Origin of the sequence: Plantibacter sp. VKM Ac-2876 (assembly GCF_015350715.1) — a bacterium.
Classification (GTDB): Bacteria; Actinomycetota; Actinomycetes; order Actinomycetales; family Microbacteriaceae; genus Plantibacter; species Plantibacter auratus.
This window is the reverse complement of record NZ_JADKSI010000002.1, coordinates 503,892-523,085: the sequence shown is the minus strand read 5'-3', so window position 1 is coordinate 523,085 and position 19,194 is coordinate 503,892. Positions and strand designations below refer to the sequence as shown.

19 protein-coding genes are annotated in these 19,194 nt (G+C 69.7%); 17 read left to right on the top strand and 2 right to left on the bottom strand.

What is annotated here, in order from left to right; all coding sequences use genetic code 11:
• Positions 1–14: 14 nt before the first annotated feature.
• From ITJ62_RS08815 to ITJ62_RS08760, 12 genes are all read left to right on the top strand, one after another.
• The gene (locus ITJ62_RS08815; RefSeq protein WP_064293856.1) at positions 15–368 is read left to right on the top strand and encodes an HIT domain-containing protein; all 354 of its coding nucleotides are present in this window, start codon (positions 15–17) and stop codon (positions 366–368) included.
• A 76-nt stretch (positions 369–444) separates the two neighbouring features.
• Positions 445–1,458: a PhoH family protein gene (locus ITJ62_RS08810; protein ID WP_228498304.1), complete on the top strand. Its 1,014-nt coding sequence runs from the start codon at positions 445–447 to the stop codon at positions 1,456–1,458.
• Positions 1,455–1,922 carry an rRNA maturation RNase YbeY gene (gene ybeY / locus ITJ62_RS08805; RefSeq protein ID WP_079705750.1) on the top strand — a complete coding sequence of 156 codons (468 nt, stop codon included), beginning with the start codon at positions 1,455–1,457 and terminating at the stop codon, positions 1,920–1,922. Before ITJ62_RS08810 ends, ybeY begins: the two co-directional genes overlap by 4 nt.
• Complete coding sequence (locus ITJ62_RS08800) at positions 1,922–3,226, top strand: hemolysin family protein (RefSeq protein ID WP_194601069.1); 1,305 nt, start codon at positions 1,922–1,924, stop codon at positions 3,224–3,226. The genes ybeY and ITJ62_RS08800 overlap by 1 nt, the downstream gene beginning before the upstream one ends.
• Positions 3,223–4,131, top strand: a complete 909-nt coding sequence (gene era, locus ITJ62_RS08795) for a GTPase Era (RefSeq protein ID WP_194601066.1) — start codon at positions 3,223–3,225, stop codon at positions 4,129–4,131. Before ITJ62_RS08800 ends, era begins: the two co-directional genes overlap by 4 nt.
• A gap of 176 nt (positions 4,132–4,307) precedes the next feature.
• Positions 4,308–5,579 carry an alpha/beta hydrolase-fold protein gene (locus tag ITJ62_RS08790; RefSeq protein ID WP_194601063.1) on the top strand — a complete coding sequence of 424 codons (1,272 nt, stop codon included), beginning with the start codon at positions 4,308–4,310 and terminating at the stop codon, positions 5,577–5,579.
• Positions 5,579–8,104, top strand: a complete 2,526-nt coding sequence (locus tag ITJ62_RS08785; protein ID WP_194601061.1) for a bifunctional lysylphosphatidylglycerol flippase/synthetase MprF — start codon at positions 5,579–5,581, stop codon at positions 8,102–8,104. The genes ITJ62_RS08790 and ITJ62_RS08785 overlap by 1 nt, the downstream gene beginning before the upstream one ends.
• Positions 8,105–8,250: 146 nt before the next feature.
• Complete coding sequence (gene leuA / locus ITJ62_RS08780) at positions 8,251–10,011, top strand: 2-isopropylmalate synthase (protein WP_086473476.1); 1,761 nt, start codon at positions 8,251–8,253, stop codon at positions 10,009–10,011.
• A 126-nt stretch (positions 10,012–10,137) separates the two neighbouring features.
• On the top strand, positions 10,138–11,322 hold the full coding sequence (locus ITJ62_RS08775) for a sensor histidine kinase (protein ID WP_194601059.1): 1,185 nt from the start codon (positions 10,138–10,140) through the stop codon (positions 11,320–11,322).
• The gene (locus ITJ62_RS08770) at positions 11,319–12,008 is read left to right on the top strand and encodes a response regulator transcription factor (RefSeq protein WP_194601057.1); all 690 of its coding nucleotides are present in this window, start codon (positions 11,319–11,321) and stop codon (positions 12,006–12,008) included. The genes ITJ62_RS08775 and ITJ62_RS08770 overlap by 4 nt, the downstream gene beginning before the upstream one ends.
• A 109-nt stretch (positions 12,009–12,117) precedes the next feature.
• Complete coding sequence (locus ITJ62_RS08765) at positions 12,118–12,876, top strand: ABC transporter ATP-binding protein (protein WP_079705758.1); 759 nt, start codon at positions 12,118–12,120, stop codon at positions 12,874–12,876.
• Positions 12,873–14,285: an FtsX-like permease family protein gene (locus ITJ62_RS08760; RefSeq protein ID WP_194601055.1), complete on the top strand. Its 1,413-nt coding sequence runs from the start codon at positions 12,873–12,875 to the stop codon at positions 14,283–14,285. Before ITJ62_RS08765 ends, ITJ62_RS08760 begins: the two co-directional genes overlap by 4 nt.
• 6 nt (positions 14,286–14,291) lie before the next feature.
• Here the strand turns inward: ITJ62_RS08760 and ITJ62_RS08755 are convergent, their stop codons facing one another.
• A complete protein-coding gene (locus ITJ62_RS08755) occupies positions 14,292–14,960 on the bottom strand; it encodes a trimeric intracellular cation channel family protein (protein WP_079705760.1) in 669 nt (222 codons plus the stop codon).
• Between the two features lie 83 nt (positions 14,961–15,043).
• Here ITJ62_RS08755 and recO point away from each other — a divergent pair, with 83 nt between their 5' ends.
• The 4 genes from recO to ITJ62_RS08735 are packed head-to-tail and all read left to right on the top strand — an operon-like array spanning position 15,044 to position 17,454.
• The gene (gene recO, locus ITJ62_RS08750; RefSeq protein WP_064293640.1) at positions 15,044–15,781 is read left to right on the top strand and encodes a DNA repair protein RecO; all 738 of its coding nucleotides are present in this window, start codon (positions 15,044–15,046) and stop codon (positions 15,779–15,781) included.
• Positions 15,778–16,599 carry an isoprenyl transferase gene (locus ITJ62_RS08745; RefSeq protein WP_124769218.1) on the top strand — a complete coding sequence of 274 codons (822 nt, stop codon included), beginning with the start codon at positions 15,778–15,780 and terminating at the stop codon, positions 16,597–16,599. Before recO ends, ITJ62_RS08745 begins: the two co-directional genes overlap by 4 nt.
• A gap of 28 nt (positions 16,600–16,627) precedes the next feature.
• The gene (locus tag ITJ62_RS08740) at positions 16,628–17,308 is read left to right on the top strand and encodes a DsbA family protein (protein ID WP_194601053.1); all 681 of its coding nucleotides are present in this window, start codon (positions 16,628–16,630) and stop codon (positions 17,306–17,308) included.
• Entirely contained in the window at positions 17,305–17,454 is a 150-nt protein-coding gene (locus tag ITJ62_RS08735; RefSeq protein ID WP_194601051.1) for a hypothetical protein, read from the top strand. The genes ITJ62_RS08740 and ITJ62_RS08735 overlap by 4 nt, the downstream gene beginning before the upstream one ends.
• Here the strand turns inward: ITJ62_RS08735 and ITJ62_RS08730 are convergent.
• Positions 17,445–17,963: an aminoacyl-tRNA deacylase gene (locus ITJ62_RS08730; protein ID WP_121291132.1), complete on the bottom strand. Its 519-nt coding sequence runs from the start codon at positions 17,961–17,963 to the stop codon at positions 17,445–17,447. The two genes, ITJ62_RS08735 and ITJ62_RS08730, sit on opposite strands and share 10 nt — an antisense overlap.
• Before the next feature lie 51 nt (positions 17,964–18,014).
• Here ITJ62_RS08730 and dusB point away from each other — a divergent pair, with 51 nt between their 5' ends.
• Positions 18,015–19,175, top strand: coding sequence for a tRNA dihydrouridine synthase DusB (gene dusB / locus ITJ62_RS08725; RefSeq protein WP_194601049.1), 1,161 nt, complete (start codon positions 18,015–18,017; stop codon positions 19,173–19,175).
• The last annotated feature ends 19 nt before the right edge of the window (positions 19,176–19,194 follow it).

Genomic DNA, 19,194 nt, shown 5'->3' with positions numbered 1-19,194 from the left:
TTAGACTGGTGGACATGAGTGAAGCACCGTCGGTATTCAGCCGCATCGTGTCGGGGGAGATCCCGACGACCCTCCTCGCCGAGACCGATCGGGTGATCGCGTTCGCCGACATCGCACCGCAGGCGCCCGTGCACCTCCTCGTCGTCCCGAAGACCGCCGAGTACCGCGACGTCGTGGAGCTGGCCGCTGGTGACCCCTCCTTGCTCGCCGAGATGGTCGAGGTGGCGTCGTCGCTCGCGAAGGAGCACACCGGTGGCGAGTTCCGACTCGTCTTCAACACCGGCGAGTCCGCCGGGCAGACGGTCTTCCACGTGCACGCGCATGTCCTCGGCGGTTCCCTGCAGGAGGGCACCCTTGGCGGAGCCTGAGTCCTCGAACCCAGACCGACCCGCCGCTGCGCGGACGGAGGAGGTCGAGCACGTCCTCCTGGTGGACGGGCTCGCCATGGTCCGTCTCCTCGGCCCACAGGACCGACTCCTGACGACCGTCGAGCGCGAACACCCTGGTGTCTCGGTGCACGTGCGCGGCAATGAGATCACCATCACCGGCCCGGCGCCGCAGGCCGACGCCGCCAGACGACTCGTAGAGGAACTCATCACCATGGTCCGAGAAGGACACGACCCGGGGCCGGCGGAGGTCAGCACCTCCGCCCGTATGCTCGGGCAGGACGGCTCGGCCTCCCCGTCGGAGGTGCTCGGGCAGGTCATCCTCACCTCGCGTGGCAAGACGATCAAGGCGAAGACCGTCGGGCAGCGGGCGTACGTCGACGCGATCGACGAGAACACGATCGTGTTCGGTATCGGCCCGGCCGGTACCGGCAAGACGTATCTCGCGATGGCGAAGGCGGTGCAGGCCTTGCAGCGCAAGGAGGTCAACCGGATCATCCTGACGCGCCCGGCCGTCGAGGCCGGCGAGCGACTCGGGTACCTCCCGGGCACACTGACGGACAAGATCGACCCGTACCTGCGCCCGCTCTACGACGCGCTCAACGAGATGATGGACCCGGAGATCGTCCCGAAGCTGCTCGCGGCCGGCACGATCGAGGTCGCTCCGCTCGCCTACATGCGCGGCCGGACGCTCAACGACTCGTTCATCGTCCTCGACGAGGCGCAGAACACCACGCCCGAGCAGATGAAGATGTTCCTCACCCGGCTCGGGTTCGGGTCCAAGATCGTCGTGACCGGCGACGTCACCCAGATCGACCTGCCGACCGGTGCGTCCGGCTTGCGGCTCGTCACCCGCGTGCTCAAGGACGTCGACGACATCCACTTCGCCCACCTCACGAGCGAGGACGTCGTCCGCCACACCCTCGTCGGTCGGATCGTCGACGCCTACGGCGAGTACGACGCCGTCCGACAGGCGCAGCGGTTCGAGCGCGAGCAGGCCGCCGAGTTCGCCAACCGTGCCGAGCGTCGCGGCGCAGCCAGAGACCACCAGCCGAAGCGAGGACGCTCATGACCATCGAGATCAACAACGAGTCCGGCGTCGCCGTCGACGAATCGCGCATCCTCGCCCTGGCGTCGTTCGCGCTCGACGCGATGCACGTGAGCCCCGATGCCGAGCTCGCCATCGTCCTGGTCGACGAGGGCGCCATGGAGCAGTTGCACGTCCAGTGGATGGACGAGCCGGGACCGACCGACGTCCTGAGCTTCCCGATGGACGAGCTCCGTCCCGGGACCGAGGAGAACCCGACGCCGCCCGGGCTGCTCGGTGACATCGTGCTCTGCCCGCAGGTCGCCGAGACGCAGGCGGCCGCCGCGAAGCACTCGACGATGGACGAACTCCAGCTCCTCACCTGCCACGGTGTGCTCCACCTGCTCGGGTACGACCACGCGGAGCCCGACGAGGAGAAGGAGATGTTCGGCATCCAGCGGGACATCCTCCTCGCCTTCGCGCTCCAGGAGAGACGACGCACCAGCTGATGTCCCTCGTCGCCATCTTCGTCATCGTCGCGTTCCTGCTCGTCGCGTTCGCGGGTCTCATGGCTGCAGCCGACGCCGCGATCGGCGTGCAGTCGGGCGCGGACATCCTCGACCTGGCGGAGGGCGCCCGCTCGGGATCCGCGCTCCGCGCAATCGCGGCCGATCCGGGTGCGCACGTCAACGCGATCAACTTCATCCGGATCCTGGCCGAGACCACGGCCGCCGTCCTCGTCACCCTCGCACTGGCCTCGTCGATCGACGAGTTGTGGGTCGTCCTCGTCCTCGCGGTCGTCATCATGACCGGCACCTCCTTCGTGCTCGTCGGCGCGAGCCCCCGAGGCGTCGGACGGACCCACGCGAGCGCAGTGCTGCGCTTCAGCGCCCCGGCCATCCGCGCCGCACGCGTGGTCCTCGGCCCGGTCGCGAACGTCCTCGTCTCCCTGGGCAACCGGGTGACCCCGGGGCTGCCCCGCTCGGTCTCCTTCACCTCGGAGGAGCAACTACTGAGCATGGTCGACGAGGCCGCAGCGCACTCGGTCCTCGAGGAGGACGACCGCGAGCTCATCCACTCGATCTTCGAGTTCAACGAGACGCTCGTCCGCGAGGTGATGATCCCGCGCACCGACCTCGTGAGTCTGCAGCGCGATCTCAGCGTCCGCGAGGCGCTCGAGGTGTTCCTGGAGACGGGGATCTCGAGGGCGCCCGTCAGTGACGGCGACATCGACGACCTGGTCGGCATCCTGTACCTGAAGGACCTGGTGCGAGCGATGTTCGGTGGCGACGGCGTCACCGAGGTGGGCTCGATCGAGCCACTCCTGCGGCCGGCGAGCTTCGTACCCGAGTCCAAGAAGGCCGATTCGCTCCTGCAGCAGATGCAGAAGGAGTCCAACCACATCGCGATGGTCGTCGACGAGTACGGCGGCATCTCCGGTCTCGTCACCCTCGAGGACCTCATCGAGGAACTCGTCGGCGACATCTCCGACGAGTACGACACCGACACCCCCGAGATCACCGACCTGCACGACGGACGGTTCCGGGTCGACGCCCGCCTGCCGGTCGACGAGCTGGGGGAGTTGTTCGGCCTCGAACTCGACGACGACGACGTCGACTCCGTCGGCGGCCTCCTCGCGAAAGCCCTCGGTCGGCTGCCCGTCGTCGGATCGACGGTGTCGACCAACGGCCTCGAACTCACCGCCGAACGGGTCGAGGGGCGGCGGGGACGCATCCTCACCGTCATCGCCCAGCGCGACGACCAGCTGCAGGACGCCCAGCAGGCGTCCAACGACCACCGGGAGCACCCATGAACGACACCACCCCTCCGTCCGACTTCCGAGCGGGGTTCGTGTCCTTCGTCGGGCGTCCGAACGTCGGCAAGTCCACGCTGACCAACGCCCTCGTCGGCGAGAAGGTCGCGATCACGAGTTCGAAGCCGCAGACCACGCGTCGCGCGATCCGCGGAGTCGTGCACCGCGACCACGGCCAGCTCATCGTCGTCGACACCCCCGGTATCCACCGCCCGCGCACCCTGCTCGGGCAGCGGCTCAACGACCTCGTGCAGTCCACGCTCTCCGACGTCGACGTCATCGGGTTCTGCATCCCCGCCAACGAGAAGCTCGGCCCCGGCGACCGCTTCATCAACGAGTCGCTCGACGGTTTCCCGCGCGCCAAGAAGGTGGCGATCGTCACGAAGACCGACACCGCCAGCCGGACGACGATCGCCGAGCAGCTGCTCGCGATCTCGGAGCTCCGGGATTGGGACGCGGTCATCCCGCTGTCCGCGGTGACCGACGACCAGCTCGACATCCTCGTCACCGAGGTCACCAAGCTCATGCCGCTGTCGGAACGCCTCTACCCGACCGAGGCCACCACCGACGAGACGGTCGTCGACCGCGTGTCCGAGCTCATCCGTGAGGCCGCGCTCGAGGGCGTCCAGGACGAGCTGCCCCACTCGCTCGCGGTGACCATCGACGACATGATCCCGCGCGAGGGGTCCGACCTGCTCGACATCTACGCGAACGTGTTCGTGGAGCGCGACAGCCAGAAGGCGATCATCATCGGGAAGGGCGGCTCCCGGCTCCGCGACGTCGGCGCCCGGGCCCGCGCCGGGATCGAGCCACTCGTCGGATCGCGGGTCTTCCTCTCCATCCGCGTCAAGGTCGCGAAGGACTGGCAGCGCGACCCGAAACTGCTCGGTCGCCTGGGGTTCTGACCCGGATCCGGTCGACCGCCGGGGCGGTGCACTCGCGCTGATCCGTGTGGGCTGTCTCCGTTACCTGAACGTGACTTGCGTGTCTGCTTTGGGCCCGCTGTGGAACCCGTCGTGTGGCCGACAGGCTCGCGGGCCCGCGGACATACTGGTCCTCGGGGTCGCGAGAAGGAGTCCGAGTGTTCGACTGGTTGCTGGCCATCAGGCTGGATCGTCCGGAGCTCCTCGTCTGGGTCGGCGGTGCCGCCGTCGTCCTGGCGATCATCCTGTTGACCGGGCGTCGAACGGTCCGCGGCTGGTTGACGATGCTGCTCGTGGCGAGCGGTGGAGCGCTCCTCGCCTATGCCACGGCCTGGTTGCTCGGTGACGTGTTCGACGTCTTCGGGATCGAACTGACGCCGATCACTCGTGCGTGGGCGGCGGTGGGATTCTCCGGTGCCGCCCTCGCGATCGCGGCGATCGTGCGGACCCGGGCGTGGCGGGTCGTCGTGGCGAGCCTCGCCATCCCCGCCTTCCTGCTCATCGGGGCGGTCGGCGTGAACCAGGACTTCGGTGAGTTCGCGACGGTGCGGGCGGCTCTGGGGATCAGCCCGTACCAGTCGTTCTCGGCCCTGCCGGCCGCCCGGGGGACGACCACGACGTGGCAGCGACCCGCCGACCTGCCGAGCGAAGGCCGGGTCGAACATGTCGACATCCCGGCCACGACATCGGGGTTCGCCCACCGGGACGCGCTCGTCTACCTGCCGCCGGCCGCGCTGACCGCCCACCCGCCGGCACTGCCGGTCGTCGAGGCGTTCAGCGGTCAGCCGGGAGAGCCTGCCGACCTGTTCGCGTCGGCTGGGATCGCGGGGATCCTCGACCGCTTCGCCGCCTCGCATGCGGGTCTCGCACCGATCGTGGTCGTGCCCGACCAGCTCGGCGCTCCCGACCGCAACCCGATGTGCGTCGACGGGCCGCTCGGCAACTCGGCGAGCTACCTCACGGTCGACGTTCCCGCGTGGATCTCGGCGCACCTCCCGGTGTCCACATCGCGGACGGACTGGTTCATCGCAGGGTTCTCGCAGGGAGGGACCTGTTCCATCCAGCTCGGCGCCGCGCACCCCGAACGCTACGGCGGCATCCTCGACATCTCGGGTGAGGTCGTCCCGTCCATCGGACCGACGACGATCGCACAGGGCTTCGGCGGGTCGGCGACGGCGTACGAGGCTGCGGCCCCCTCCGCGATCCTCGCCGCGCACACCCCGTATGCGGACACCATCGGCGTCTTCGGCTACGGCAGCGACGACAGTCGCTACGGTCCCGGCGTCCGGCGGGTGGCCGCGATGGCCTCTGCCGCCGGCATGCGGACGACGACCTTCGTCTCCGACGGGACGGCGCACGACTGGCACACCGTCCACACCGTGTTCGACCGAGCGCTCCCCGTGATCGCCGCACGATTCGGGCTCGCCTGATGCGCGCGGGGAGGGCGACGCCGTTCGGTCGACTCGTGACCGGCGTGCTCCGGTCGGTGCCGATGAGCATCGGGATCACGGCGCTGGTGCTCGTGGTCAGCGCGTTCGTGTGGCGGACACCGCCGGTGGCGACCCCGGCCTGGCGGTCGGCGATCCGTGAGGCGGCCGGCGTGGGGTACGAGCAGGTCGTGGTCGACGGGCACTGGTGGGCACTCCTGACCGGCGCCCTGGGAACCGACGGGGTGCTCGGACTCCTCGCCTTCCTGCTGATCGGCGTCCCTGCACTCGTGCTCGCCGAGCGACGGTTCGGTGCCGCCAAGACGCTCCTGGCGGTGCTGGTGACCGCGGTCGCCGGGAACGCGCTCGCCATCGGGCTCCAACTCCTCGGCACGCTCGGCGGCGAGTTCTGGAGCGGCGAGGTCGCCCGCATCGTGGCGTTCGACCCGGTGGCCGGCGCGCTCGGCGCCCTCGCCGCGTCGAGTGCGTTCCACGGGCCGCTCTGGCGTCGACGGATCCGCGCGTTCGTCGTCGTCGGTGCCCTGATCGTGCTGCTGTATTCGGGACTCCCGCAGGATCTCGCACGACTGTTCGCAGCGCTGGTCGGCGTCCTGCTCGGGATTGTGCTCGCCGGGCTCACCCCGTCGGTGCGACGCGTGCGGAGCTCGCATCACGAGACCCGGGTGCTCCTGGCGTCCGTCGTCGCGATGATGGGAGTCGGACCGCTCATCACCTTCCTGTCCGGCCGGCACCTCGGTCCGCTCGCGCCGCTCGTGCTCCTGCTCGAACAGAACATCCCCGACGCCGGACGGGTCATCGGGCAATGCCGCACGGTCGGCGTGTCAGCACAGTGCCTGCGCGACCTCACGCTGGTACGCGTCGACGGCTTCGGAGCGGTGCTCCTGTCGGTGGTCCCCCTGATCGCCCTGCTCTTCGCAGCGTGGGGACTGCTCCGCGGCAGACGGTTCGCGGTCTGGTTCGCCACGGCGATCATGGTGTCCTTCGCCGTCCTGAGTGCGCTGTCGCTCGGGGCGGGGGTGCGGCTCCACCCGACGGGGCACCCCTCGTCGCTGCTCGGGACGGGACACGGCGCGCAGCAGCGGTCCGTCGAGATCGCGATCGCGCTGTGGGCGGCGATCCTGCTCCCGCTCGTCGTGGCGGCGCTCCTGGTCGTGCTCCGTCGTGGGTTCCCCGTGCGGGCCACCCGGCGCAGTGCCTGGGGGTACCTGGCCCTGGTCGGCGCGTCTTGGGTCGTGCTCGCCGCGCTCTTCGTGGTCGTCGCCCTGCTCCAGCCCGGGGGATTCTCGCCGAGGCCCGACGTGTGGGAGGTCCTCCGCGCGGCACCGGAGCGTTTCGTCCCCGCCGCGTACCTGCGGAACGTCCTTCCGGGCTTCGTCCCGGTCGCCCCGCTCACCGGCGTGGTGTTCCACGCCGTCGGACCCGTCTGGTGGAGCATCATCCTGCTCGGCGCGGTCTGGCCGCTGAGCCGGGTCGCGAACGCCATCGCGCCGGCCGACGAGCGCCGCCTGCGCGAGCTCCTGGCCGAGGGCAGCGACTCCATCGGGCACATGGCCACCTGGCCGGGCAACCTCACCTGGTTCGACCCGCAGCGCAGCGCGGGTGTCGCCTACCGGATCGTCGCCGGGGTCGCCGTCACCACGGGCGGCTTCTTCGGGAGGGACCGCCACGAGCAGGGGGTCCTCGAGCGGTTCATCGAGCACTGCGAGGACTCGGGCCTGACGGTGGCGTTGTACAGCGTGGACGAGCAGACCGCAGGAGCGCTCCACCGGATCGGTTGGCGCACCGTCCAGGTCGCCGAGGAGACGGTCCTGCACCCGCAGGGCTGGAGCATGGTCGGCAAGCGCTGGCAGGACATCAGGTCCTCCGTCAACCGGGCCGACCGCGCGGGGATCACCGCCGTCTGGTCCACCTACGGGGCGCTCGGCGTCGGGCTCGCGGCGCAGATCGCCGAGATCTCCGAGGAGTGGGTCGCCGAGCGGAAGCTGCCCGAGATGGGGTTCACCCTCGGCGGGATCGACGAGCTCGTCGACGAGGAGGTCCGGCTCCTGCTCGCGGTCGACGAGCAAGGACGGCTGCACGGCGTCACGAGCTGGCTTCCGGTGCGGCGCGATGGTGAGCTGGTCGGTTGGACCCTCGACTTCATGCGGCGTCGGACGGACGGCATGAACGGCGTCATGGAGTTCCTCATCGCCGAAGCCGCCGCTCGGTTCAAGGAGGACGGCATCGAGGAGATGAGCCTCTCCGGGGCTCCACTCGCCCGCTCGAGGAGCACCGAGCAGCCGGAGACGGACGGGATCGACCGCGTCCTGACCTACCTCGGGAACGTGCTCGAACCCGTGTACGGGTTCCGGTCGCTCCTCGCCTTCAAGGGGAAGTTCCAGCCGGAGGAGCGTCCGCTCGTCCTCGGCTACGCGGACCCGCTGACCCTGCCGGCGATCGGCATTGCGGTCGGGCGCGCGTACCTCCCGGACGTGTCCGTGCGAGACCTCGCCTCACTGGTCACCTGATCGGCCGCCCGGGGGAGTGCTATGCTGACGACGTGTTCTCCGGTCTGCTCCTCCTTAGCTGCCGCGACGAGTCCTAGTTCCAGGCCTCCCTCGTCGCGGAGTTCGTCATTGGCTCACCCCCAATCCCACGAGGAGATCCCAGGATCATGAAGAACACCCAGACCCCATCAGGCATGCCGGTCCATCGCTACCGCGCCTACCAGGACCAGTTCGACGTCTCGCTGCCCGACCGCACGTGGCCTGACCGTCGGATCACCGAGGCCCCGCGCTGGTGCGCCGTCGACCTCCGCGACGGCAACCAGGCCCTCATCGACCCGATGAGCCCGGAGCGCAAGCGCATCATGTTCGACCTGCTCGTGAAGATGGGCTACAAGGAGATCGAGGTCGGGTTCCCGAGCGCGAGCCAGACCGACTTCGACTTCGTCCGCAGCCTCATCGACGAGGGTGCGATCCCCGAGGACGTCACCATCCAGGTGCTGACCCAGGCACGCGACCACCTCATCGAACGCACCTACGAGTCGCTGCGCGGCGCGAAGCAGGCGATCGTGCACCTGTACAACTCGACGAGCATCCTGCAGCGCGACGTCGTGTTCCGCAGCGACAAGCAGGGCATCATCGACCTCGCCCTCCACGGCGCCCGGAAGTGTCGCGAGATGGAGTCGACGGTCCCCGGGACGCAGATCTACTACGAGTACTCGCCGGAGAGCTACACCGGTACCGAGCTCGAGTTCGCCGTCGACATCTGCAACCAGGTGGTGGAGGTCCTCGAGGCGACGCCCGACCGCAAGGTCATCATCAATCTGCCGTCGACGGTCGAGATGGCCTCGCCGAACGTCTACGCGGACTCGATCGAGTGGATGAGCCGCAACCTGGCCAACCGCGAGAACATCATCATCTCGCTGCACCCGCACAACGACCGCGGGACCGCGATCGCGGCGGCCGAGCTCGGCTACCTGGCCGGCGCCGACCGGATCGAGGGGTGCCTCTTCGGGAACGGTGAGCGCACCGGCAACGTCGACCTCGTCGCGCTCGGCATCAACATGTTCACGCAGGGTGTCGACCCGCAGATCGACTTCAGCGACATCGACGAGGTCAAGCGGACGGCCGAGCACTGCAACCAGCTGCCGGTGCACGAGCGGAGTCCATGGGCGGGCGACCTCGTCTTCACGGCCTTCAGCGGTTCCCACCAGGACGCGATCAAGAAGGGCTTCGAGGCGATGTCCGTCGACGCCGTCTCGCAGGGCAAGGACGTCGCCGACCTCGAGTGGGCCGTCCCGTACCTGCCGGTCGATCCGCAGGACCTGGGGCGCAGCTACGAGGCGGTCATCCGCGTGAACTCGCAGTCGGGCAAGGGCGGCGTCGCCTACCTGCTCAAGACCGATCACGCGATCGACCTGCCGCGTCGCCTGCAGATCGAGTTCTCCGGCGTCGTCCAGGCGAAGACCGACGCCGAGGGCGGCGAGGTGACGAGCGGCCAGATCTGGTCGATCTTCCAGGACGAGTACCTGCCGGCAACGGTGGCGGACGCGAAGTGGGGTCGGTTCGAACTGCAGTCCACGAAGACGTCGAGCGACCTCACCGGCACCGTGGTCCTCGAGGTCGCCCTTCGCGACGGCGAGCAGGTCGAGGAGCGCACCTCGACCGGCAACGGCCCGATCGCGGCCTTCCTCAACCTGCTCTCCGGGCGCGGCATCGAGGTCACGCTGTACGACTACGTCGAGCACACGCTGAGCGCCGGAGGCGACGCCGAGGCGGCCGCCTACGTCGAGCTCCAGGTGAACGACCAGCGCCTCTGGGGCGTCGGGATCGACGGCGACATCGCGACGGCCTCGCTCAAGGCAGTGGTCTCGGCGGTCAACCGGGCCGTGCGCACGCAGGTCGAGGCGCGGGAACTGGCCTCCATCTGACGATCCCGCTGCGCCGGGTCGGCCTTCGGGTCGGCCCGGCGCAGCGCTGTCCTCCGGCGTACACCCGGAGGATGATCTTCCCGCGCGAGGACGGAGTGACCGGCCGCCAGGTCGTACGGTTGGGGGATGCTCCGCTCGCTCCGGCCCGGCCAACTGGCCCTCGACATCGCGCTGCCCTCGGTGCTGTTCCTCGTCACGTTCGTGGCGTACACCGCTCGGCCGAACCAGTACATCATCGTCCTGCTCGGCATGTGCGTGGCGCTCGCCCTCCGCCGCCTGGCTCCCGGGATCTCCCTCGCCGTCGCCTGGGTCACGGCGCTTGCGCAGATGCTGCTCCTTCTGGCACCCGATCCCGCGAACTTCGCGATCCCGGTCGTGCTCTACGCCGCGGCGAGTTACGGCGGCCGGGTGGTGCGATGGGTGTCCTTCGCTTCCGCGTTCGTCGGTGCCGCGCTCATCGCGTTCTACGTGATCGTCGTCCCGAGTTGGACCACGGCCATCGGCGCGGAGATCAGTACCTTCGGCCTCGCGAACGACATGACACCGGTCGCGCAGGTGACGGTCGGGCTGTTCATGTTCCTCGCGTTCGCCGCCTTCTTCGGCCTCGCTTGGACCGCAGGTGTCCTCATGCGGACCTGGCGGCTCGCACGCGAGAGCCGCCAGGCGCAGCTCCTGGCCGAGCGCGACGTCGCCGTGGAGCAGGAGCGCAACCGGATCGCGCGCGACATGCACGACGTGGTCGCGCACTCCCTCGCCGTCGTCATCGCCCAAGCCGACGGTGCCCGATATGCGCTGGCCGCGGACCCGGATTCGGCCGACCAGGCGTTGCGGACGATCTCGAGCATCTCCCGCGAGGCCCTCGCCGACGTCCGGGTGTTGCTTGCGCAGTTGCGGTTTCAACAGACCGAGGGCCCGCAGCCGGTCATGGCCGACCTCGATCGTCTCTACGAGCAGTTGCGCGGAGCCGGGCTGGACGTGGTGGTCCAGAGCCACGGCCAGGAACGACCGGTGGCGACCGGTTCGCAGCTCGCCGTGTACCGGATCATCCAGGAAGCGCTCACGAACGCGCTCCGACACGGCGACCATCGTGGACCGATCGACGTCCATCTCGACTGGACCGGACCCGAGCTGCAGCTCTGGGTCGTCAACCGGGCGAAGGTCGAACCGCCGAAGGCCGGCACGGGGCACGGACTCGCCGGGATGAACGAGCGCGCTACGCTGGCAGGCGGCAGGTTCGGGACGACCCTGGTGGACGGTCTCTTCACCGTCTACGCATCGATCCCGTACGCGACGGTGGGAGTGACGAGATGACCGATCCGAGTGACGCGACGGCAGCGGGGGCGATCACGATCGCGCTGGTCGACGACCAGGCGCTGTTCCGAGGCGGGATCCGCATGCTCATCGGGTCGCAGCCGGACCTCCGTGTCGTCGGCGAGGCCTCCGACGGGCGTCAAGCGGTCGAGCTGGCCGAACGCACGCGCCCGCAGGTCATCCTCATGGACGTCCGGATGCCGGTCATGGACGGGATCGAGGCGACGAAGACGATCCTGGCGGAAGCGGACGCGCGCGGGGGCGAGCGGCCACGAATCGTCGTGCTGACCACCTTCGACCTCGATGAGGCGGCCGCGACGGCCATCCGAGCCGGGGCGAGCGGGTTCCTGCTCAAGGACGCGGAGCCGGAGTTCCTGCTCGCAGCGATCCGCACGGTCCATGCCGGGAACGCGGTCATCGCCGCGTCGGCCACCCGCGAACTGTTCGAACACTTCCAGCAGGCTCCGGCCGCTCCGGCCGCGCCGCAGCGCTATGCCGAGCTCACGGCGCGCGAGCGCGAGATCTTCCTCCTCGCGGCGCGCGGGCTGAGCAACTCCGAGATCGCCGCCGCCGAGTTCCTCAGCGAGGCGACCGTGAAGACGCACATCAGCAGGATCTTCGCGAAGCTCGAGGTGCGCGACCGGGTCCAGCTCGTCGTGTTCGCCTTCGAACACGGCTTGGTCTGACCGCGGTCCGGCACGCACCCGCGGAGTGATCGAGGATCATCCCCGGGATGTACCAGGGTCGCTCGTGCGCCCGACGCGCACCCGGCACCGCACTCCGTAGCTTCGGAGTATGACCACTTCAGCACAGCCGTCCGTCGTCGCCAGCGTCCACGGACTCCGGAAGAGCTACGGACCCGCCGACAACCAGGTCGTCGCCCTCGACGGCGTCGACCTCGAGATCGAGCGGGGCCGGTTCACCGCCATCATGGGCCCGAGCGGCTCGGGCAAGTCGACGCTCATGCACATCATGGCCGGCCTCGATCAGGCTACCGCGGGGCGGGTGCGCCTCGGCGACCAGGACATCACGGACCTCGACGACGGGCAGCTCACGATCCTCCGTCGGCGTCGTGTCGGCTTCGTGTTCCAGGCCTTCAACCTGGTCCCGACGCTCGACGTCGCGGCCAACATCCGGCTGCCCTTCGAACTCGACGCCCGCCGTCCGACCGGTGAGGAGCAGAGCTGGATCGACGTCCTCGTGAGCACGCTCGGACTCGCCTCCCGACTCGGGCACCGCCCGCACGAACTCTCGGGCGGACAGCAGCAGCGCGTCGCGATCGCGCGTGCCCTCGCGACGCGACCCGAGCTCCTCTTCGCGGACGAACCGACCGGCAACCTCGACTCGCGCACCGGGCGGAGCGTCCTGGCCCTGCTGGCGGCTGCCAGCACCGAATACGGGCAGAGCATCGCGATGGTGACGCACGACCCGATCGCCGCGAGCTACGCGGACCGGATCGTGTTCCTCGCGGACGGGCGGGTCGTCGAGGACCGACCCCGATCGACCGCCGAGCAGATCTCCGCGCTCATGCTCGGCATGGAGCGTGCGGCATGAGCCGGGCCGATCTCGGCCCGCGGGCCCGCGAGCATCGCGCGAGCCTCCTCGTCGCGACGCTCAGCGCCTCGTTCGGCGTCCTGCTGCTCATGGTGACGAGTGTGCTCTCCACCTTCATCCTGGCCGACGACGTGACAGGGTCCAGCGGCTCCGTGGTGATCATGCTCATCCTCGCGGCCGCCGTGTTCGTCTCGTTGGCGGTGTACGTCGGCGCGATCGTCACGGCGAACACCTTCGCGACGATCGTCGCCGGGCGGACGAGGACGATCGCGCTGCTCCGCCTGATCGGGTCGTCGGCGCGATCGCAGCGTCGCGCCGTCGCGAAGGAGGGCGTCGTCGTCGGCCTGCTCGGCGGGGGAGCAGGGTTGCTCGTCGGACTCCTCGCGACCCTCGCGCTCGTGCGGATCGGGGTCGCGACCGGTGTGCTGCCCGAGCTGCCGTATGCGATCGCCGAACCGGCCGTCCTCCTGCCGGTCGTCGCAGTCGTCCTGACCACCTGGCTCGCGTCCTGGATCGGCGCGCGTCGAGTCCTGACGGTCACCCCGATGCAGGCGATCGGAGGATCGCAGGAGTTGAGCCGGGAGGAGGCCACCGCGCGGCCCGCCCGGAACGCGGTCGCGATCGGTCTCTTCGTGGTCGGTGTCCTGCTCCTGCTCGCCGGTGTCGGCGTCGGGCTCGTGTCGCCGTTCGGCGTGCTCATCGGCATCGTCGGCGGGATCGTCTCCTTCTCCGGCCTCGTGCTCGGTGCGCACCTCGTGATGCCGCCGGCACTGCGGCTCGTCGGTCGGCTCTTCGGCACCTCCGCAACGGCTCGACTCGCCGCCGAGAACGCCGTCCGCTACCCGGAGCGCAGTTCACGCACGACGATCGGACTGGTGATCGGCGTGACCCTCGTGACGATGTTCGCGGTCGCAGCGGCCAACTTCCAGGAGTTCGTGATGAACGCACAGGCTGCGAGTCCGGAGGTCTACGAGGGCACGCAGGCCGTGGTCGCGACGACCGTCGGCGTCTTCTCCGCCCTCATCGGGCTGAGCGCGCTCATCGCCGCGGTCGGGATGGTCAACAACCTCTCACTCAGCGTCCTGCAGCGCACCCGCGAACTCGGACTGCTCCGCGCACTCGGATTCTCGGCGGCGCAGATCCGTCGCATGATCGTGATCGAGGCGGCGCAGCTGACCATCGCGGCCGTCGTCGTCGGCCTGGTCCTCGGCACGTTCTACGGCTGGGCCGGTGCCCAGTCGATGCTCGGCGCGATCAACGGTTCGCCCGGGCTGATCTTCCCGGTCATCCCGTGGGCCATCGTCGCCGTGATCGTCGTGCTCGCCGCACTCCTCACGGCTGTGGCCTCGGTCGCCCCATCCCGTCGGGCGACCCGGATCGCGCCCGTCGCGGCACTCGCGGTCGACTGAGACGACTCAGCCGCGCGTCGAGCGGCGCCAGATCCGCCATCCGCCGATCTGGCGCTGCTCCGGCAACGTCCACCCGAACCGGACCGCCAGGAGGCGGATCACCGCGGTCGAGGAGACACCGACGATGGCCGCGATCCCGAGCGGCGCACCGAAGGTCACGGCGAGGACGAGGAGGGCGGTCCCGACCGCGGCCGCCACGGCGTAGAGCGACCCGACGTGCATGAGGGCGACGGGCACGCCGAGCATGACGTCGCGGAGCACCGATCCGCCGACGGCTGAGACGGTTCCGACGAAGATCGCCGGGATGACCGGCAGGCCGGCTGCCAGGGCTTTGGTGGAGCCGATCGCTCCGAACATGCCGATCGTCAGGGCGTCGAGACCGATGATGACCGGCCCGAGCCTCGTGATGGTGCGCAGGAGGAACATCCCGAGCAGGGCGGCTCCCGAGGCGACGGGGAGGTACCAGTTGTTCTGGAGGGACGCCGGCACCTGTCCGAGGAGGATGTCGCGGATGAGACCGCCACCGAGTCCGACGACGACGCCGATGATGGCGACGCCGAGCCAGTCGAGCTGACGATCCTGGAATCTGGCCGCGAACATCGCGCCCTGGACGGCGCCGATGGCGACCGCCGAGAGGTCGACCCACAGCGGAACGACGAAGAGGACCTCGTTCACGGCTTCATCTCTCCAGGCGCTCCTTCGATCCCCGACGGCGGTTCCCGGGTCACGTTGTCGGTGCGAGGCGGGATAATCGATGCGTGCCGGTATATCGAGACGAAGTGGTGGTGTTGCGGACCCACAAGCTCGGCGAGGCCGATCGCATCGTCACCATGCTCTCACGCAGCAGGGGCAAGATCAGGGCGGTCGCCAAGGGTGTCCGTCGCACCGGCTCGAAGTTCGGGTCCCGGCTCGAGCCGTTCATGGTCGCCGACGTCCAGTTCTACGAGGGCCGCAGCCTCGACACCATCACCCAGGCCGAGTCGCTCGGTTCGTACGGCGCCGAGATCAGCGCCGACTACGGGAGCTACACGGCCGCCAGTGCGATGGTCGAGACGGCCGATCGCCTGACGGAGTCCGAGGGCTCCCTGCAGCAGTACCTGCTGCTCGTCGGCGCCCTGCGGTCGCTCTCGAAGCATGAGCACGGTCCGCGGCTCACCCTCGACTCCTACCTGCTCCGGGCGTTCTCGCTCGCCGGTTGGGCACCGAGCTTCGGCGCCTGCTCGAGGTGCGGCACGGAGGGCGAGTACTCGCACGTGGTCGTGCAGCTCGGCGGGGTGGTCTGCGACGACTGCGCGCCCTCGGGCAGCCCTCGCCTCGACGCCGACACGCTCTCGCTCCTCGGAGCACTGCTCTCCGGCGACTGGGAGTATGCGGAGGCCGCCGCCGAGCAGACGGCCTCACGGGCGAGCGGGTTCACCGCCGCCTACGCGCAATGGCATCTGGAGCGCGGCCTGCGGTCGCTCGCGCACCTCGAACAGGATCGGAGCCGCGGGTGACCCCGAAGCCCTACACCCACCGCGACGCGGTGCCGTTCAAACCGATCGACTGGACGGGGGAGGTCCCGCCCGAGTTCGCGAAGGGCGAGGTGCCGTCGCACGTCGCGATCGTCATGGACGGCAACGGCCGGTGGGCGAACCGACGCGGACTCACGCGCGTCGAAGGGCATAAGGCGGGCGAGGCCGCACTCCTCGACGTCGTGGCCGGTGCCCTGCAACTCGGGATCAAGCACCTGTCGGTGTACGCGTTCTCGACGGAGAACTGGAAGCGCTCACCCGACGAGGTCCGCTTCCTCATGGGGTTCAACCGCGAGGTGCTCCATCGACGGCGCGACCAACTGAACGAGTGGGGCGTGCGCGTGCGCTGGTCGGGGCGTCGGCCGCGGTTGTGGACCTCGGTCATCAAGGAGCTCCAGACGGCGGAGGAGCTGACGCGCGACAACGACCGCCTGACGCTCACCATGTGCGTCAACTACGGCGGTCGCAACGAGATCGTCGACGCGGTCCGCAGCATCGCCGACGACGTCGCCGCCGGCCGCATCAAGCCGTCGGCCGTTTCGGAGCGTCTCGTCCAGAGCCGGCTCTACCTGCCCGACCTCCCGGACGTCGACCTCTTCGTCCGGAGCTCCGGGGAGCAGCGCACCAGCAACTTCCAGCTGTGGCAGTCGGCCTACGCGGAGATGGTCTTCCTCGACACCCTCTGGCCCGACTTCGGACGGCGGCAGCTCTGGGAGGCCGTCGAGCGGTACGCCGGACGTGACCGCCGCTTCGGCGGGGCGCGCGACGTGCCAGACGCCCCGGCGCCCTCGGGGGAATGACCGACGGGTGTCGGTGGTTGGCCCTGACATGAGTGAACCCATCAAGATCGACATCTGGTCCGACATCGCCTGCCCGTGGTGCTACATCGGCAAGCGCAAGTTCGAGCGGGGTGCGGCGGAGTTCGCGCAGCTCGGCGACGGACGCGAGGTCGAGGTCGAGTACCACTCCTTCGAGCTGGCACCCGACACCCCGGTCGACTTCGACGGCACCGAGATCGACTTCCTCGTGAAGCACAAGGGCATGCCGGCCGACCAGGTGCAGCAGATGCTCGATCGGGTGACGGGGATCGCTTCGGACGCCGGTCTCGAGTACGACTTCGGCATCCTCCAGCACACGAACACGGTGAAGGCGCACGAACTGCTGCACCTCGCCAAGGCGGAGGGGAAGCAGCTCGAGATGACCGAGCGCCTCCTGCGGGCCTACTTCACCGAGGGTCGTCATGTCGGTCGCATCGAGGACCTCGCCGACCTCGCCGTCGAGGTGGGGCTCGACCGGACCGCCGTGGTCTCGGCGCTGGAATCCGGCCAGTACACGCAGGCGGTCCGCGAGGACCAGGCGACGGCACAGGGGTACGGCATCCAGGGCGTCCCGTTCTTCGTCATCGACGGCGCCTACGGGGTGTCCGGGGCGCAGGAGGCGGCCGCGTTCACGCAGGTCCTCGAGCAGGTCTGGACGGAACGCGCGAGCACCGAGCCGGTGCAGGCGTGAGCACGGAGACGACGTCCCCTGAGCGCAGCGTCGACGATCAGCAGCCCGCGACGGTCCGGCCGACGCTCCGACTCCTCGGGGGCGACGCCGTCGTCTGCGAGGGCGACAGTTGCCTCGTGCTCCCGCCGGAGCCGGCTCAGGACTGAGGGTCCTCCGGCTCGGTGAGGTCCGCGGTGACGGCGCCGATGGCGGTGAGGTACTCCGCCGCGTCGACGAAGGCGCTCCACCCGTGCTCGCCGGCGCCGATCGAGATGCGCCCACCGCGCTCGAGGATGCGCTCGTCCGCGTAGACGGGGAGTGGAGCGCTCGCACCGAGGACGGTGATGGTGCCGCGCTCGTAGCCGGTCGCCTGGAACGCGGTCGCCGCGTCCGGCATCGCGAGCTTGTTCACACCGAGCAGCGTGCGGAACGGCGGCCAGGAGATCTTCCGGCCGCCCGGCACGAGGGCGAAGAGGTAGTCGCCGCTGCGGCGCTTCACGACGATCGTCTTGACGATGTCCGCGGGCTCGATGCCGAGCAGCTCCGCCGCCTCGTGGAGACTGCGCGCGGGCGGTCGCTCGACCAGCTCCACGTCGAGACCGAGTGCGGCGGCCGCTGCTCGGACGCGCTCGCGGCCGGACGGCTGGAGGTCGGCGGGCGGGACGGCGTCTGACATGTGGTCCTCACTGGGCGCGGGAGCGCCGATCATCTGGGAGAATCGAGGGTGATGTCTCTTCCTACCACGCTCTCGCAGCGCCCGAGCCTCGCGATCGGGCCCATCGTGCTCGACTCGCCGGTCGTGCTCGCCCCCATGGCCGGGATCACCAATACGGCGTTCCGTCGACTGTGCCGCGAATACGGTGCCGGACTGTACGTCAGCGAGATGATCACCTCCCGCGCGCTCGTCGAACGCACACCGGAGACCATGCGGCTCATCCAGCACCACGAGAGCGAGACGCTCCGCTCCATCCAGCTCTACGGCGTCGACCCGAAGACGGTCGCCGAGGCCGTCACCATGCTCGTCGCCGAGGATCGCGCCGACCACATCGACCTCAACTTCGGCTGCCCGGTGCCCAAGGTCACCCGCAAGGGCGGGGGAGCGGCGCTGCCCTGGAAGACCGGGCTCTTCCGCGACATCGTCGAGGGCGCGGTCCGTGCAGCCGGCGACGTCCCGCTCACGATCAAGATGCGCAAGGGCATCGACTCCGATCACCTCACCTACCTCGAGGCCGGCCGGATCGCCGAGGGCGCCGGCGTGGCGTCGATCGCGCTGCACGCCAGGACCGCCGCCGAGTTCTACTCCGGCCACGCGGACTGGTCGGCGATCACCAAGCTCAAGGAGACGGTCACCTCGGTGCCGGTCCTCGGGAACGGCGACATCTGGTCGGGCGAGGACGCCCTCAGGATGGTCGACGAGACCGGCTGCGACGGCGTCGTCGTGGGCCGCGGTTGCCTCGGTCGCCCCTGGCTCTTCGGCGACCTCAGCTCGGCGTTCGCCGGTGAGGGCGGCAAGGCGGAGCCGTACCTGGGCGACGTCGCGGCCGCGTTCCGGCGTCACGCCGAGCTCCTGGCCGAGTTCTTCGAGAGTGAGGAGCGCGGCTGCCGCGACATCCGGAAGCACGTCGCGTGGTACTTCAAGGGGTACCCCGTCGGTGGTGACCTCCGCGCGAGCCTTGCGACCGTGGAGTCGCTCGACCAGCTCGACGACCTGCTCGCGACCCTCGACTGGACGGCCCCCTACCCGGGCGCCGCAGCCGAAGGCCAGCGCGGACGCGCCGGCACCCCGAAACGACCGGCACTGCCCTACGGCTGGCTCGACTCGCAGTCGCTGGGTGCCGACGAGCAGACCGAGATCGCGGGAGCGGAACTGGACCACAGTGGCGGATAGCATCATCGAGCAGGGGAGC